Origin of the sequence: Neobacillus niacini NBRC 15566 (genome assembly GCF_001591505.1) — a bacterium.
Lineage (GTDB): Bacteria > Bacillota > Bacilli > Bacillales > Cytobacillaceae > Neobacillus > Neobacillus niacini.
On the sequence record NZ_BCVA01000077.1, the window covers coordinates 1 to 14,626 of the forward strand.

Sequence of the window (14,626 nt, forward strand, 5' to 3'; positions counted from 1 at the left end):
TGGAGTGGAAATCAACAGGCTTATTAACACAGCCTTCAGTAAAAAACGCTTTTTATGGGTATGAATAATGTATACATATATTTTTATGGAGGTGTAAGCCTTACACCATGTAAGGTGAGCCATTGACAATCATAAATCTTCTTTTAATTGCATTATTAATTGCGTTAACCGGATATTTCGTTGCGACGGAATTTGCTATCGTGAAGGTACGGGGATCTAGAATTGAACAATTAATCGCAGAAGGTAAAAAAGGGGCTGAAGCAGCTAAACATGTGACAACTCACCTTGATGAATATCTATCAGCCTGTCAGCTTGGAATAACGGTTACAGCCTTGGGTCTTGGCTGGCTCGGAGAACCAACCGTTGAAAGCTTGTTGTTCCCGTTATTTAAGCGGATGGAGTTGAATGAAGCTTTATCCCATGTAGTATCGTTTGGTTTAGCCTTTGCTTCGGTTACGTTTTTACATGTTGTCATTGGAGAGCTTGCTCCAAAAACTGTTGCTATCCAAAAAGCGGAAGAAATTACACTTGCGACTTCAAAACCATTAATTTTGTTTTACAAAATTATGTACCCGTTTATCTGGGTATTAAATCATTCAGCGCGCGTCATCGTGGGATGGTTTGGGTTTAAATCTGTCTCGGAAAATGAATTAGGACTGTCAGAGGAAGAACTGCGGATATTATTATCAGAGAGCTATGAAAGTGGAGAAATCAACAAAAGTGAATTGGAGTACGTCAATAATATTTTTGAATTTGACGAAAGAATTGCCAAAGAAATCATGGTTCCGAGAACAGAAATGGTTACGATGAATATGAATGACAGCATTGAAACGGTAAAGGAAGTTATAAAGAGAGAAAAATATACACGGTATCCAGTTGTAGTCGATGGAGATAAGGATAATATTTTAGGACTCATCAATATTAAAGAAATATTGACGGAAGAGATTAAAAGGGAGGAGATTCTGAAGGATACTACCTTGCAGTCCATGTTAAAGCCAGTCATTCGAGTCATTGAATCCATTCCTATTCATGATTTGCTGGTTAAGATGCAAAAGGAACGTTCCCATATGGCCATTCTGCTTGATGAATATGGGGGGACTTCTGGATTGGTCACTGTTGAGGATATATTAGAGGAAATCGTCGGAGAAATACGGGATGAATACGACACCGACGAAGTGGCCGAAATTCGAAAAATAAATCCCGATCACTACTTATTCAATGCAAAGGTGTTAGTGGGGGAAGTAAACGATATCTTAGGGACAAATTTATCCTCTGAAGAAGTAGATACGATTGGCGGCTGGTTCTTGACCCGTAATTTTGACGCCAAAAAAGGTGATCAGATAGAGGAGGAGGGTATCCTCTTCACAGTAAAAGAAATTCAAGGCCATCATATACTTTTAATAGAAGCAAAAAAAGTATTTACTGCTGAACAAAAACCTTAAAAACAAGCAATTTCTCCGAATGGAGAATTGCTTGTTTTTTTAATGTCAAGAAAAGTGTGTGAAATTGAGAAAAAAAGTTTGACAATTTTGTGAACAGAGTCAATAATTAATAATATAGAGAAAGGGGATATGTGGTTATGAGAAGTAGAGAGAAATTCCTAAATGCTGTGACATATGCCGGCCTAACCATTTTAACTATTGGAATATTGACTTTTATTGTTGGTTTACTTGTAACCGGTTACAATCTTTTAGTGCCAATTGGAATTGGAACATGTGTTGGCGCTGTATTTATTTTTCTGATCGGTGTGTTCTTGGTCGTAACAGATGAAATGTTGGAAAAATCATATATAGGGACGAAAGTTGTTCCAATGAGAACAAAAAAAGGAGCACCTATTCAATAGGTACTCCTTTTTTAATTACATATCCCAAATCATTGCTAGCAGCGTTCCAAACACTGTTACCAGTGCTATTATTAAACCGTAAAATACATTTGTGTAAATGGCACCTTTATCCTTTGTTTCTCCAGCGTGCATGAAAACAACTAATTGTAGTCCCGCTTGGATGAATGCTGTGACAAGAAGGATTGTCATGCCTGCTGCAAAAGACATATCAAGGAAGTATACGGCTAATGCAACGGTTGTCAGGAGTATAGAGAATACAAAACCAAGTACTTGCTTCATCGGAAATAATTGGCTCATATTACATCATTCCTTTCAAGTAGATGAAGCTGAAGATGAAAATCCAAACAACATCTAGGAAATGCCAATATAGCGAGAAGATAAATGCTTTATTGGTTGTTTGTGGAGTTAATCCACGTTTTTTGATTTGCAGAATAATAAATAATCCCCAGAAAAATCCAAGTGTAACGTGTGCTCCATGAGTTCCAAGGGTGGTTAAGAGAGCTGCTGTAAATGCACTCGTTTGGATACTGGCACCTTCATGTACATACGTAACAAATTCAAAGATCTCTACGCCCAAAAACGCAAGTCCAAGGAGCAGGGTAATCGAGAAGAATGAGATCATTGCCTTTTTGTTCCCGATACGCATGGCATGAATTCCAAGTCCAACTGTAAAACTGCTTGTTAAAAGTAAGATTGTTTCAAATAATACAGGAGTGATTTGGAAAATTTCTGCTCCCGTTGGTCCGCTTCCAGTTCTATTCTCTAACGTGAAATAGGTTGCGAACAGGGTAGCGAAAAGCATAATCTCGGCCCCAAGGAAGATCCAAAATCCTAAGATTTTCAAACTGTTTTCTTCGGTACTATATTCTAATGGAAGCGAGTTATCTATTTTCATTTTTTAAGCACCTCGCAAATTTGTTTCTGTTTCTTCAATTTCTTTTACAGAGATATAACGGCCATGGTCTTGTTCAAATGAACGTAGAGCCATACATATGAAGATTCCAATTGTCGTAAGGATTACCGGAATCCATAAGCTGAAAATAAAAGAGAATCCCCATACAAAGAAGATACAGCTCATGATAAATGGGATACCGCTATTATTTGGCATGTGAATTTTCTCGTATTCACCTTTAAATAATACATGACCATTTTTCTTCGCGTCCCATAGAGCTTCATTGGAACGTACTTCTGGTAAAATAGCAAAATTATATTCTGGTACTGGTGTATGTGTTGACCATTCTAACGTACGTGCATCCCAAGGATCGTTACTAATATCTCTTGTTTCATATCGAGTACTATAGTAGATATTATAGACGATTAACACAAAACCAATGGCCATAATCGCAGCACCAACGAACGAAATCATATTCATTGCGCCAAATCCAGCAGCTTCAGAGTAGGTGTACATACGGCGTGCCTGACCATCTAAACCAGAAATATACATAGGCATGAAGGCTAGGACGAAACCGATTGATAGCAGCCATGCGGTCCATTTACCAATTTTTTCGTTTAACATGAATCCAAACATTTTTGGCCAGTAATAATGCAGTCCTGCAAGCATTGCATAAACAACCCCAGGAATAATTACATTATGAAAATGTGCAACTAAGAACATCGTATTATGATATTGATAATCTGCTGCTGACATCCCAAGCATAACCCCGGTTACCCCGCCTAGCGTAAATAACGGAATGAAAAGCATACTGTAAAGCATTGGTGTTGTAAAAACAATTTTACCTTTTCTAAGTGTAAGCAGCCAGTTGAAAATCTTTACACCTGTAGGTACGGCGATTGCCATGGTTGTAATCGAGAAGATACTGTTTGTTAAAGCTCCTTGCCCCATGGTAAAGAAGTGGTGCAGCCATACAAAGAAGGAAAGAAGCGAAATGAGAACCATCGATCCAACCATAGATTTATAGCCATATAAGTTACGGCGTGCAAAAGTTGAGATAACCTCACTATAAATACCAAATGCAGGAAGAATTAAGATATACACTTCAGGGTGTCCCCAAACCCAGAATATGTTGGCCCAAAGCATATCCATACCACCATTATCCATCGTAAAGAAGTGAGTTCCAATTTGACGATCCAACGTTCCCATTGCAAGTAAAACAGCTAATACTGGGAACGCGAAAACGATGATGACGTTGGCAATTAATGCAGACCAAGTAAACATTGGCATTTTCATTAATGTCATACCAGGTGCTCTCATTTTAAGAATCGTAGTGATAAAGTTAATACCAGTCATTAATGTACCAATACCTGCAATCTGAATCGCAATCATATAATAGTTTGATCCTACAGATTTACTAAATTCTGTTCCTGCAAGCGGGAAGTAAGAAGTCCAGCCTGCATCAGGTGAGCCGCCGACAACGAATGAAATGTTGAACAGCATGGCACCCATAAAGAATAACCAGAAGCTCAATGCATTCAAACGTGGGAAGGCCACGTCACGTGCTCCAATTTGTAGTGGAACGACAAAGTTCATAAAGAACATAATAAAAGGCATTGCCATGAAGAGAATCATAACGATCCCGTGTGTTGTGAAAATTTCATTATAATGCTGTGCGTCAAGTAAGGTGTTTTCAGGTACTGCCAGCTGAGCACGCATCATAATGGCGTCAACCCCGCCTCTAAATAGCATAAGAAGAGCAGAGAGCAGATACATAATACCAATTCGTTTGTGGTCAACCGTTGTTAACCATTCGCGCCATAGATAGCCCCATTTTTTAAAATAAGTTAATCCGGCAAAAACTGCGATGACTGTAAGCCCAATGGCAGCCATCGAGGCATAAATCGCAAGACTAGGATGTGGAACGGCAAATCGATCAAAGAAATCCATTTATTATATCTCCTTTCAAGGGAAGATTACTTTTATATTAATGACTCATACCTTCGTGTCCGGTATGTGATTCTGTGTTAGTTTCTGTTTCAGATGATTCTTCGCTATGTTCATGACCTGTTGGCGGCGGTGAAAATTCTAGGTGAGTCCCAGTGTAAGTTTGCCGCCCTAGGTGACCTGGTTCTAATAATTCTTCAAATTTTTTCTCGGTAATTGGCTTAGCGGTTTCTTTTACTTCCTTCACCCAATCGTCAAAATCCTCTTGAGACATGGCTGTTACATTAAAAGTATTTTCAGCAAAACCTTTACCAGAGAAGTTTGCATTTCGACCCATGAATTCGCCAGGGGCATCTGCTGCTAAATGTAAGGTGGTAACCATGTCAGACATGGCATACTTTTGCCCGCCTAACTGCGGAATCCAGAAACTTGTAATAGGTCCGTAAGAATACAGTCTAAATTCAAGTGCCCGGTCTGTTGGGATATATAAGTAGTTAACTGTTTCAATTCCTTCTTCTGGGTAACTAAAATGCCATTTCCAATCAGAGGATGAAGCATAAACCACTAATGGCTTTGTGTCTTCATATCCTTTTGGTTTTGCTTCTACAATATAGTTACTTTGAACGGATACATAAGATAGAAAAGCAACAATTAATACCGGAATACCTACCATAATGACCTCGACCCAAAGGTTTCCCTCAATATGTGGTGGTTCATAATCTGCTTTTTGTTTAGAAGCACGATATTTTACTAACATATAGACTAACAAGGCAAAAACAACAATGACAATAATGGACATAATTCCTATCGATAATAGGATGTCACTTGCCTGTCTTTCTGCTTGAGGACCCTTAGGATCCAAGACTAGTAATGGCTCACATCCAGATAATACGGTAATGACTGTAAAAAACACTGAAATGAAAGCCGCTTTAATACCCTTTTTGTGCATGTTTTTTGACTCCTCTCATTAATTATCATGGTGGTTGTTCGTGAATTCGTTCACAAACTTATTTGGAAGTTTATCTAAAATAATTACTACCTAATAATAATTACGTAATTAGTGTCATTATCTCTACCACATATATTAACAACAATGGTGTGATGTTTATATACGTTTTTTGAAGAATTTGTGACAAATTTGTTAAGGTTTTAAATTCCATTAAAATATAGCCCCAGGATGTGGTGAAAATAAAATAATTGTCTATTTTTGCCTATTAATGGGATAATGAATATGTATACCAATTGAATAGGGGAGACAAACATGAATGTCAAAATTAATCGCCACGCAGCGAAAGCATTGAAGAAAATGTTGGAAGGACCAGAAGCAGAAGGGAAATTGTTTCGTGTGTATGTAACCAATATGCATGGCGATCACGCTCACTATGATTTAATGCTAGATACTCCAACAGAACATGATGAAGTAGTTAAAACGGATAAAGAGATTGATTTTATTCTTGATACGCGAGATGAATTTTTGGATGGAGTATGGATTCAACTGTTCCATGTTCCAAAAGAAGAGTGGGTAATTACCAACCCATCTATAGGCGGTCATCATCACCATCATTAATTTAATAAAGATAAATGAATACCACCTGGTATGGATTCAGGTGGTTTTTGATTATAATTTTTAAAATCCCTTCATATAATCCAAGTACTTATCTATAATCTAAAAACCTTACGATAGTAAAGAGATTTTTGGTTATAACAATCGTTGTTTTGACGATAAATGATGATGGTGTACTCTAAAAATGTATGGTTTTTAAAGGAGTTGATTGCATATGGGAGATTTCAATAGTAAGAACGGGATAAAACTAATTGCACTTGATATGGATGGTACTCTGTTGAACGATCAACATGAGATATCAGAAGCCAACCGTCAGGCGATTAAGGAGGCTCAAGAAAAAGGAATTTATGTTGTCCTGAGCACTGGACGCTCACTTAGAAAATGTGAAAAACATGCAGATTCTTTAGCATTATCGTCGTATTTGGTGACGGTAAATGGCAGTGAAATCTGGGATGAAAAAAGGGAGCTAGTGGAAAGGAGTCTTGTGAATACTGATTCCATTCAATGGATGGTAGAACTTACTAAAAAGCATAAGGTCCGTTACTGGGCCATCAGTACGAGGCGAAACTGGTTTGATGAAATGCCGGAAGATATTTATGGAGAGGAATGGCTGAAATTTGGATTTAACATTAAAGATTTCCCTACCAGAGACAAAATTTTAAAAGAGTTACAGGCCCGCGGGGAATTTGAATTAAGCAACTCCACTCCAACCAATATAGAGGTAAACTCAGCTGGGATTAATAAAGCAAAAGGACTGAAATTAGTCTGTGAGTGTCTTGGAATACATATGAACAGTGTCATGGCAGTAGGCGATAGTCTTAATGATTTGGCTATGATCGAAGAAGCAGGTTTAGGCATTGCGATGGGAAATGCTCAGGATTCGATAAAAAAGGCTGCTGTATGGGTGACATCTTCAAATAATGAAGATGGTGTTGCTAAAGCAATACAGAAATGGGTGCTGCAATAGTTTCATTTGCGAACTATTAACCATTATTCAGCTGGAAAATTAAATTTCCTGAAATAAAATTAATACAATTGTGAAATACTATATATACAAGAGGGAATTGTTTAAAAATAATTTCTCTTGGTTATAATAATCGGGCAAGACTATATTGCAATTTCATGTAATTGTTACATGCTAGGAGGAGCTACAAAGATGGAACATGGTAAAGTAAAATGGTTTAACGGTGAAAAAGGCTTTGGATTTATTGAGCGTGACGGAGGAGACGACGTATTCGTTCATTTCTCTGCAATTCAAGGCGAAGGCTACAAAACGTTAGATGAAGGTCAAGAAGTAACGTTTGAAATCGAAAATGGGCAACGTGGTCCACAAGCGGTTAACGTTCGTAAAGCATAATTAACCTTCTAAATCAAAAACAGACTCTAATTATGAGTCTGTTTTTTTATTGTTCTTTATAATCTTACATATGATATGAGAGCCAGAAAACGGACAAAAGATAAAAAAACCTCCACAAGAAGTGGAGGCTTACTATGTGATAAGTAAAATGGTTATTTATAGTATGGGGTTCATATGGGAAATTCATACCTAGGGACAGTTCATTTTACCTATTAGATCGACTTTGAAGTCACTATTTCCTGCACTCTTCCAACTTGACCATCCATTAACCTTACCTTTATCCCATGTGGATGGAAACTTGAGTTTGTTAAAATATCCTTCACGACACCACTTGTAAGTTTTCCAGTTCTTTGATCAGCCTTAAGTACAATCTTAACCTCAGTACCGGCGGTGATGTCTTTTCTATTTTTCCCGTTCATTAAACACCCATTTTCCTGCGGGTATTACTTACTTTTTTCGTCTGCTGGCTTTTCATTTTTTGGCTATTTTGAAGACCGCCTTGGGTGTTATTCGCCGCTGCAACTTTGTTCTTCTTATTCGCCAACTGCTGTTTCATCGCTTCCTGCAAACTCATTTTCTTTTTTGGTTCTTCATTTTGGTTACTTTGATTGTTTTCTGACATTAGGAAATCCTCCTGAAAAAATGTACTTTCATACCCTCAGTATAATCTATTTATGAGTAAATTAACAATTCGTCTTTAAATTTTTATACCTTCAAATATCAAGGGGACCTATTTAAATTTAATTCTATCTAATAATTATTATAATTTAGTATTGATTTTAATTTAATTTATATTATAATCTATTTGAGTAGTGATTAAATAGTTTACGAGGTGATTAAATGAGTAACAATAATATAAATTTAACAACAAGCTACGGAGCACCAATAGGAGATAATCAGAATTCGATGACTGCAGGCTTCCGTGGACCAACATTAATTCAAGATGTGCATTTACTAGAAAAATTAGCACACTTTAACCGTGAAAGAGTGCCTGAGAGGGTTGTACATGCGAAAGGTGCTGGGGCACATGGATATTTTGAAGTTACCAATGATATGTCAAAATATACGAAAGCAAAACTATTTAATGGTGTTGGAAAAATCACACCGATGTTTATTCGATTCTCAACTGTAGCAGGAGAATTAGGCTCAAGTGATACCGTGAGGGACCCGCGTGGTTTTGCTGTTAAGTTTTATACAGAAGAAGGAAATTATGATTTAGTAGGGAACAATACTCCTATCTTCTTTATCAAAGATGCGATTAAATTCCCAGACTTTATTCATACACAAAAAAGAGATCCGCGGACTCACTTGAAAAATCCAAATGCGGTATGGGATTTCTGGTCCTTGTCACCAGAATCATTACACCAAGTCACATACTTGATGGGTGATCGTGGAATTCCTGCAACGCTTCGTCATATGAACGGATATGGAAGTCATACTTTCAAATGGGTAAATAGAGAAGGGGGAGCTGTTTGGGTAAAGTATCACTTTAAAACAGAGCAAGGCGTTAAAAATATGTCCAATGACGTAGCGGCTAAGCTTGCAGGTGAAAATCCGGATTATCATACTGAAGATTTATTTAATGCGATTGAAAAAGGCGACTTCCCTAAATGGAAGTTATATGTTCAAATCATGCCTTTAGAAGACGCTGATACTTATCGTTTTGATCCATTTGATGTAACGAAAGTATGGTCACATAAGGATTACCCATTAATTGAAGTGGGACAAATCTTATTAAACCGTAATCCAGAAAACTATTTTGCAGAAGTAGAGCAGGCAACCTTCTCACCTGGAACACTGGTGCCTGGTATTGAGCCTTCGCCAGATAAAATGCTGCAGGGCCGATTATTTGCTTATTCAGACGCGCACCGTTACCGTGTTGGCGCGAACCACAACCTGCTTCCTATTAACCGTCCTAAAGTAGAAGTCAATAACTATCAACGTGATGGTCAAATGCGCTCTGACAATAATGGCGGTGGGTCCGTTTATTATGAACCGAACAGTTTGGGCGGTCCAACAGAGTCACCAGAAGCAAAAACAACAGCATTCCCAGTTTCAGGTGTTGCAGATAGTGTTTCTTACGACCACAATGATCATTACACACAAGCTGGAGATCTTTATCGCTTAATGTCTGAAGAAGAGCGTATGCGTTTAATTGAGACAGTAGTTGGTGCGATGAAGCCTGTTGAGAGAGACGATATAAAACATCGTCAAATTCAACATTTTTATAAAGCTGATCCTGAGTATGGTGAAAGAATAGCACAGGGTTTAGGCTTAGCTATCCCACAAGAAGTGAAATAGAATAGAAAATAACAAAAAGACTGTTCAATACGACAGTCTTTTTGTTATTTTCTAATTTTCTAAGAAAAAATGTTGATTTTCGACAGCTTTTGCAATTGCAACGTATTAAACTTTTCTTATCTGAAGGGAGATAAATGATGAAGAACAAAATAGCAATTGTAACCGGTACATCCAGCGGATTTGGTTTATCTACCTCTATCGAATTAGCTCGTAAGGGTTTTACTGTTGTTGCTGCAATGAGGAACATCAATAAAAAGAGTGACCTGTTACAGGAGGCAAAGAAGTATGATGTTGAATCCAAAATTGTCATTTGTGAATTAGATGTTACCAATGAAAATTCAATATTAGCATTTCATGAACGGGTAATTGCTACGTTTGGAAGAGTGGATGTTTTGGTTAATAACGCTGGTTATGCCGGTGCGGGCTTTGTTGAAGAAATATCAATGGATGAATATCGACAACAATTTGAAACGAATGTATTTGGCGTTATTGCTGTCACCAAGGCCTTTTTACCTGTAATGAGGAAACAAAACCATGGATGTATTATCAATGTTAGCAGCATAAGCGGAAGGGTAGCCTTTCCTGGTCTTTCGCCCTATATTGCTTCAAAGCATGCCATTGAGGGCTGGAGTGAGAGCCTTCGCTTAGAAATGCAGCCATTTGGTGTGAAGGTGGTATTAATTGAACCGGGGTCATACAAAACAAATATCTGGTCAACAGGCAAACAGGTCGCAGCAAAATCATTGCATTCTCACTCTCCTTATCAGAATTATATGAAAAAAATAGAAAAATACATTACAGAAGGAGAAAATAGCTTTGGCGACCCACTTGAAGTTGCAAGGAAAATAGCTGGAATTGCGGGAATGGAAACCCCGGACATAAGGTATCCCATTGGTCGTGGTGTTAAGGCTTCAATATTTTTGAGGGATTTTTTACCATGGCGGTTGTGGGAAAAAATAATCATAACTAAACTGTTTCAAAAATAGTAATAGTAAGGCAGCGGCAAACGGTAAGTATTCATGATATTGTCGTTTTTAGGAAGGGATTTCAGGGAAACACTGAGAATAATAGATAGATGAACAACATAGAGGAGGGAATTGTTTGAATATCCAAGTGCTAGAAAAAGAAGAAATGAAGGTAGTTGGAATTTCGTGGAGCGGCACCTATTCACAATTGAATACCATTCCTGAATTATTTGATGCGATGAAAGAGCGGATCGATGAGGTACCCAATCAAACCAATACTTCTATCTTAATCGCTCCTTTTCATAGCAGAGAAACAGAATTAACTTATTATGTAACAACGCCAGTTGAAAAGCTGGAAAATGTCCCGGAGGGAATGGTAGGGTTTACGATTCCTCGCAAAAATTATGTTTGCACATTGCATAAGGGGAGTCTGTCAGAAGTAGAGAATACATATCGAGAAACGTTGATTTGGATGCAAGAATATGGCTATGAGTTGGATGATCATGCCCTGAGTTTAGAAGTCTATAAACAAAAAGATTTGGCTAATGAAGAAGAGATCCAGATTGAACTTTATCTGCCTGTAAAAACGTATGGAAACGGTTATTGATCACGAGGTGATCGAGAAATTTTTGACTCCTTGATTTTTTTTTTAGCAATTCTCACAACTATTAGGTATACTAATAATAATCATATAGTTGAATAATTCCTTCGGGGTCAGGTGAAATTCCTAACCGGCGGTGATGAAGCATGCGCTTCTTAGTCCGTGACCCGGTTAAACGAAAGTTTAAGCGGTGGATCTGGTGAAACTCCAGAGCCGACAGTTAAAGTCTGGATGGGAGAAGGAAAAAAATCCGGTTTAATCCAAGGGAGCAGTCTACCCTTTTATAAGCCCTATTTTCTTATTGCCTTTTCCAAGGACCCTGAAGAGTATGTTTCTTCAGGGTCCTTTTTATTCTTTTATGATTATTAGTAGGCAAAATTTTTGCATTCATTTGCAAAAAAAAGGTAAGGAGAACAAATTCTATGTTTACCGGTATTATTGAAGAATTAGGAGTAGTAGCAAATCTTAAGCGAAGTGGGGAATCATTTGTACTTACAATTGATGCGAAAAAAATCTTAGAGGATGTTCACCTTGGGGACAGCATATCAGTTAACGGGGTTTGTCTAACCGTGACTAGCTTCTCAAATAAACAGTTTACGGTAGATGTTATGCCTGAAACAGTTAAAGCCTCTAGCTTACGTACTCTTAAATCTGGAGCAAAAGTGAATCTCGAAAGAGCCATGGCTGCAGGAGGCAGGTTTGGAGGGCATTTCGTATCAGGTCATATTGACGGAACTGGTGTAATTAAAAGTAAAAAACCGGTGGAAAATGCGGTTTATTATGAAATTGAAGCTTCACCAGACATTCTAAGATATGTAATAGAAAGAGGATCGATTGCCGTAGATGGTACAAGCCTAACTGTGTTTGGAGTTACAGAGGAAACATTTACTCTATCTCTCATTCCCCATACATTATCTGAAAGTCTTATTGGTTTTAAAGAATCAGGTGATATTGTCAATTTAGAATGCGACATGATCGGAAAGTATGTAGGGAACTTTCTAACAGGCAAACAAAATACCGGTAACAAAAAAAGTTCATCGGGTATTAGTGCGAGCTTTTTAGAAGAACATGGTTTTGCTTAAAGACAAAGAAAGGAGAGATGAAACGTGTTTGATAAAATTGAAGAAGCCTTAATCGATTTACAAAACGGAAAAGTCATCATTGTTTGTGATGACGAGGACCGAGAAAACGAAGGTGACTTTGTCTCCTTAGCTGAAAAAGCAACACCTGAGGTCATCAATTTAATGGCCACACATGGAAGAGGCTTAATCTGTGTCCCAGTCGACGAAGAATTAGCACAGAAATTGGAGTTGTTTCCAATGGTAGCAGTCAATACAGATGTACATGGCACTGCCTTCACTGTCAGTATTGACCATAAATATTCAACAACTGGAATATCAGCATTTGAGCGTTCCGCAACCGTACTAAGTATGCTGGATCCGGAATCAAAGCCTTCTGATTTCAAGCGGCCAGGGCATATTTTCCCTTTGGTGGCCAAAAAAGGAGGGGTTCTACGGAGAACTGGACACACCGAAGCGGCAGTGGATTTAGCAAGACTATGCGGCTCAAAGCCTGCTGGAGTCATTTGTGAAATCATGAATGAGGATGGAACCATGGCACGAGTTCAGGAGCTGCGGAAAATTGCCAATGAACTTGACGTCAAGATGATCACCATTAAAGATTTAATTGAATATCGCAATAAGAAGGACAAGCTGGTTAAACGAGAAGCCGAAATTAATTTACCTACAGAGTTTGGTGAATTTAAAGCTGCTGGATATTCAAACGTCATTGATGGTAAAGAGCATTTAGCGTTAATAAAAGGTGAGATAGATCCCGAGAAGCCTATCCTTGTTCGTGTACATTCCGAGTGTTTAACCGGTGATGTTTTCGGCTCTTACCGGTGTGAATGCCGATCAGAGCTGCATGCAGCATTAAGCCAAATTGAAAAAGCAGGAAACGGAGTCCTCCTTTATATGCGCCAAGGCAGTGGTTTAATCAATAAATTGCGGGAATATCAGCAACAAGAGGAAAATCATGACACTGTTGAGGCAGATGAAAATGGAGCTGAATTACGTGAATTCGGCATTGGAGCTCAGATATTAAAGGATTTAGGGATTAGTAAAATGAAGCTATTAACGAATAACCCGCGAAAAATAAAAGGAATCAAGGGATTTGATCTTGAAGTCGTTGAAACGGTAGCTTTGCAAATGGAAATTAACGAGGAAAAGGTAAAATAAAAACGATATCTATTACACAAAAATGTTGGAGGAATTATAATGGGACATATTTATGAAGGTCATTTAGTTGGAACAGGTTTAAAGATAGGAATCGTTGTAGGTCGTTTTAACGAGTTTATTACAAGTAAATTATTAAGCGGTGCCCAAGATGCCCTTAAAAGACATGGGGTAAGCGAAGAAGATGTTGAAATTGCTTGGGTACCAGGTGCATTTGAAATTCCTCTAGTGGCTCAGAAAATGGCCATTAGTAAAAAGTATGATGCAGTTATTACATTAGGAACGGTAATCCGCGGATCTACACCACATTTTGACTATGTTTGTAATGAAGTAGCAAAGGGCGTTTCAAGAATTAACCTGGATAGCGGTATACCTGTTATTTTTGGTGTCTTAACAACAGAATCGATTGAACAAGCAATTGAGCGTGCCGGAACGAAGGCTGGAAATAAAGGCTGGGATGTTGCAACTGGTGCGATTGAGATGGCAAATTTATTGCGTAGTTTCGAATAATATAAAGTTTTTGACGAAATTTGCATAAAAATATAGCTTTCATTTTTATATACTATATAATAAGTCTATCATAAAAAAATTATCGAAGAATAGGTGCTGGAAATCTTAATGATTTTTAGCTTAAAAGGGAAGTTGGTTAAAATCCAACGCGGTCCCGCCACTGTAAATGTGAGCAACCTGCATAATGTCACTGTCAATTTGATGGGAAGACGCAGGGAGCAATGAACATGAGCCAGGAAACCTGCCTAATCTTGTGCCCCAAAAAGAACCTACGAGGATAGGGAGGTGTGGACGACTAGAGTCATTTTATAATGGCATTTAATCAAACCAACATCTCTACGTGACGTGGAGATGTTTTTTTGTTTGGCTGTGTTGAAGGACACTGATGATTTTAGAACCTGTTGATTGGAGT

General features: G+C 38.0%; 17 protein-coding genes and 2 riboswitches. Of the genes, 11 read left to right on the forward strand and 6 right to left on the reverse strand.

Going from position 1 to position 14,626, the window contains the following annotated elements; all coding sequences use genetic code 11:
* Nucleotides 1-122 precede the first annotated feature (122 nt).
* On the forward strand, nt 123-1,442 hold the full coding sequence (locus BANA01_RS27755; protein ID WP_063255542.1) for a hemolysin family protein: 1,320 nt from the start codon (nt 123-125) through the stop codon (nt 1,440-1,442).
* A gap of 137 nt (nt 1,443-1,579) precedes the next feature.
* Entirely contained in the window at nt 1,580-1,843 is a 264-nt protein-coding gene (locus BANA01_RS27760; RefSeq protein WP_063255543.1) for a hypothetical protein, read from the forward strand.
* Between the two features lie 15 nt (nt 1,844-1,858).
* On the opposite strand, the gene qoxD is transcribed toward BANA01_RS27760, so the two are convergent.
* From qoxD to qoxA, 4 genes are read right to left on the reverse strand one after another with little or no spacing between them, the layout of a single operon-like run.
* Nucleotides 1,859-2,140 (reverse strand): cytochrome aa3 quinol oxidase subunit IV, encoded by a 282-nt coding sequence (gene qoxD / locus BANA01_RS27765; RefSeq protein ID WP_063255544.1) that lies wholly within the window; start codon nt 2,138-2,140, stop codon nt 1,859-1,861.
* Between the two features lies 1 nt (nt 2,141).
* Complete coding sequence (qoxC, locus tag BANA01_RS27770; RefSeq protein WP_063255545.1) at nt 2,142-2,738, reverse strand: cytochrome aa3 quinol oxidase subunit III; 597 nt, start codon at nt 2,736-2,738, stop codon at nt 2,142-2,144.
* Nucleotides 2,739-2,741: 3 nt separating this feature from the next.
* Entirely contained in the window at nt 2,742-4,685 is a 1,944-nt protein-coding gene (gene qoxB / locus BANA01_RS27775; RefSeq protein WP_063255546.1) for a cytochrome aa3 quinol oxidase subunit I, read from the reverse strand.
* Between the two features lie 37 nt (nt 4,686-4,722).
* Nucleotides 4,723-5,631 carry a cytochrome aa3 quinol oxidase subunit II gene (gene qoxA / locus BANA01_RS27780; protein WP_063255547.1) on the reverse strand — a complete coding sequence of 303 codons (909 nt, stop codon included), beginning with the start codon at nt 5,629-5,631 and terminating at the stop codon, nt 4,723-4,725.
* A 312-nt stretch (nt 5,632-5,943) separates the two neighbouring features.
* Between qoxA and BANA01_RS27785 the strand changes: the two genes are divergently transcribed.
* From BANA01_RS27785 to BANA01_RS27795, 3 genes are all read left to right on the forward strand, one after another.
* On the forward strand, nt 5,944-6,249 hold the full coding sequence (locus tag BANA01_RS27785) for a hypothetical protein (protein WP_063255548.1): 306 nt from the start codon (nt 5,944-5,946) through the stop codon (nt 6,247-6,249).
* Nucleotides 6,250-6,460: 211 nt separating this feature from the next.
* Nucleotides 6,461-7,213: a Cof-type HAD-IIB family hydrolase gene (locus BANA01_RS27790; protein WP_063255549.1), complete on the forward strand. Its 753-nt coding sequence runs from the start codon at nt 6,461-6,463 to the stop codon at nt 7,211-7,213.
* Nucleotides 7,214-7,402: 189 nt separating this feature from the next.
* Nucleotides 7,403-7,603, forward strand: coding sequence for a cold-shock protein (locus tag BANA01_RS27795; RefSeq protein WP_045515670.1), 201 nt, complete (start codon nt 7,403-7,405; stop codon nt 7,601-7,603).
* A gap of 212 nt (nt 7,604-7,815) precedes the next feature.
* Here BANA01_RS27795 and BANA01_RS27800 read toward each other — a convergent pair whose 3' ends face one another.
* Nucleotides 7,816-8,022: a YwbE family protein gene (locus BANA01_RS27800; RefSeq protein ID WP_063255550.1), complete on the reverse strand. Its 207-nt coding sequence runs from the start codon at nt 8,020-8,022 to the stop codon at nt 7,816-7,818.
* Nucleotides 8,022-8,225 (reverse strand): hypothetical protein, encoded by a 204-nt coding sequence (locus BANA01_RS27805; protein ID WP_063255551.1) that lies wholly within the window; start codon nt 8,223-8,225, stop codon nt 8,022-8,024. Before BANA01_RS27805 ends, BANA01_RS27800 begins: the two co-directional genes overlap by 1 nt.
* Nucleotides 8,226-8,443: 218 nt before the next feature.
* On the opposite strand from BANA01_RS27805, the gene katA reads away from it, so the two are divergent.
* From katA to ribH, 6 genes are all read left to right on the forward strand, one after another.
* Nucleotides 8,444-9,904 carry a catalase KatA gene (gene katA, locus BANA01_RS27810; RefSeq protein ID WP_063255552.1) on the forward strand — a complete coding sequence of 487 codons (1,461 nt, stop codon included), beginning with the start codon at nt 8,444-8,446 and terminating at the stop codon, nt 9,902-9,904.
* Between the two features lie 137 nt (nt 9,905-10,041).
* On the forward strand, nt 10,042-10,890 hold the full coding sequence (locus tag BANA01_RS27815; protein WP_063255553.1) for an oxidoreductase: 849 nt from the start codon (nt 10,042-10,044) through the stop codon (nt 10,888-10,890).
* Nucleotides 10,891-11,005: 115 nt separating this feature from the next.
* The gene (locus BANA01_RS27820) at nt 11,006-11,476 is read left to right on the forward strand and encodes a GyrI-like domain-containing protein (protein ID WP_063255554.1); all 471 of its coding nucleotides are present in this window, start codon (nt 11,006-11,008) and stop codon (nt 11,474-11,476) included.
* A gap of 93 nt (nt 11,477-11,569) precedes the next feature.
* A riboswitch (FMN riboswitch) is annotated at nt 11,570-11,717 on the forward strand.
* A 175-nt stretch (nt 11,718-11,892) separates the two neighbouring features.
* The gene (ribE, locus tag BANA01_RS27825) at nt 11,893-12,552 is read left to right on the forward strand and encodes a riboflavin synthase (protein WP_063255555.1); all 660 of its coding nucleotides are present in this window, start codon (nt 11,893-11,895) and stop codon (nt 12,550-12,552) included.
* A 24-nt stretch (nt 12,553-12,576) separates the two neighbouring features.
* Entirely contained in the window at nt 12,577-13,707 is a 1,131-nt protein-coding gene (locus BANA01_RS27830) for a bifunctional 3,4-dihydroxy-2-butanone-4-phosphate synthase/GTP cyclohydrolase II (protein WP_063255556.1), read from the forward strand.
* A 39-nt stretch (nt 13,708-13,746) separates the two neighbouring features.
* On the forward strand, nt 13,747-14,214 hold the full coding sequence (gene ribH, locus BANA01_RS27835; protein ID WP_063255557.1) for a 6,7-dimethyl-8-ribityllumazine synthase: 468 nt from the start codon (nt 13,747-13,749) through the stop codon (nt 14,212-14,214).
* A 74-nt stretch (nt 14,215-14,288) separates the two neighbouring features.
* Nucleotides 14,289-14,477: riboswitch (cobalamin riboswitch) on the forward strand.
* Nucleotides 14,478-14,626: the final 149 nt, after the last annotated feature.

Excerpts from the sequence above, each read along its gene's own strand:
- ribE (WP_063255555.1), top strand. The coding sequence starts at position 11,893 with ATGTTTACCGGTATTATTGAAGAATTAGGAGTAGTAGCAAATCTTAAG.
- BANA01_RS27760 (WP_063255543.1), top strand. The coding sequence starts at position 1,580 with ATGAGAAGTAGAGAGAAATTCCTAAATGCTGTGACATATGCCGGCCTA.
- BANA01_RS27805 (WP_063255551.1), bottom strand. The coding sequence starts at position 8,225 with ATGTCAGAAAACAATCAAAGTAACCAAAATGAAGAACCAAAAAAGAAA.
- katA (WP_063255552.1), top strand. The coding sequence starts at position 8,444 with ATGAGTAACAATAATATAAATTTAACAACAAGCTACGGAGCACCAATA.
- BANA01_RS27790 (WP_063255549.1), top strand. The coding sequence starts at position 6,461 with ATGGGAGATTTCAATAGTAAGAACGGGATAAAACTAATTGCACTTGAT.
- BANA01_RS27800 (WP_063255550.1), bottom strand. The coding sequence starts at position 8,022 with ATGAACGGGAAAAATAGAAAAGACATCACCGCCGGTACTGAGGTTAAG.
- ribH (WP_063255557.1), top strand. The coding sequence starts at position 13,747 with ATGGGACATATTTATGAAGGTCATTTAGTTGGAACAGGTTTAAAGATA.
- qoxB (WP_063255546.1), bottom strand. The coding sequence starts at position 4,685 with ATGGATTTCTTTGATCGATTTGCCGTTCCACATCCTAGTCTTGCGATT.
- qoxC (WP_063255545.1), bottom strand. The coding sequence starts at position 2,738 with ATGAAAATAGATAACTCGCTTCCATTAGAATATAGTACCGAAGAAAAC.
- qoxA (WP_063255547.1), bottom strand. The coding sequence starts at position 5,631 with ATGCACAAAAAGGGTATTAAAGCGGCTTTCATTTCAGTGTTTTTTACA.
- BANA01_RS27795 (WP_045515670.1), top strand. The coding sequence starts at position 7,403 with ATGGAACATGGTAAAGTAAAATGGTTTAACGGTGAAAAAGGCTTTGGA.
- BANA01_RS27815 (WP_063255553.1), top strand. The coding sequence starts at position 10,042 with ATGAAGAACAAAATAGCAATTGTAACCGGTACATCCAGCGGATTTGGT.
- qoxD (WP_063255544.1), bottom strand. The coding sequence starts at position 2,140 with ATGAGCCAATTATTTCCGATGAAGCAAGTACTTGGTTTTGTATTCTCT.
- BANA01_RS27785 (WP_063255548.1), top strand. The coding sequence starts at position 5,944 with ATGAATGTCAAAATTAATCGCCACGCAGCGAAAGCATTGAAGAAAATG.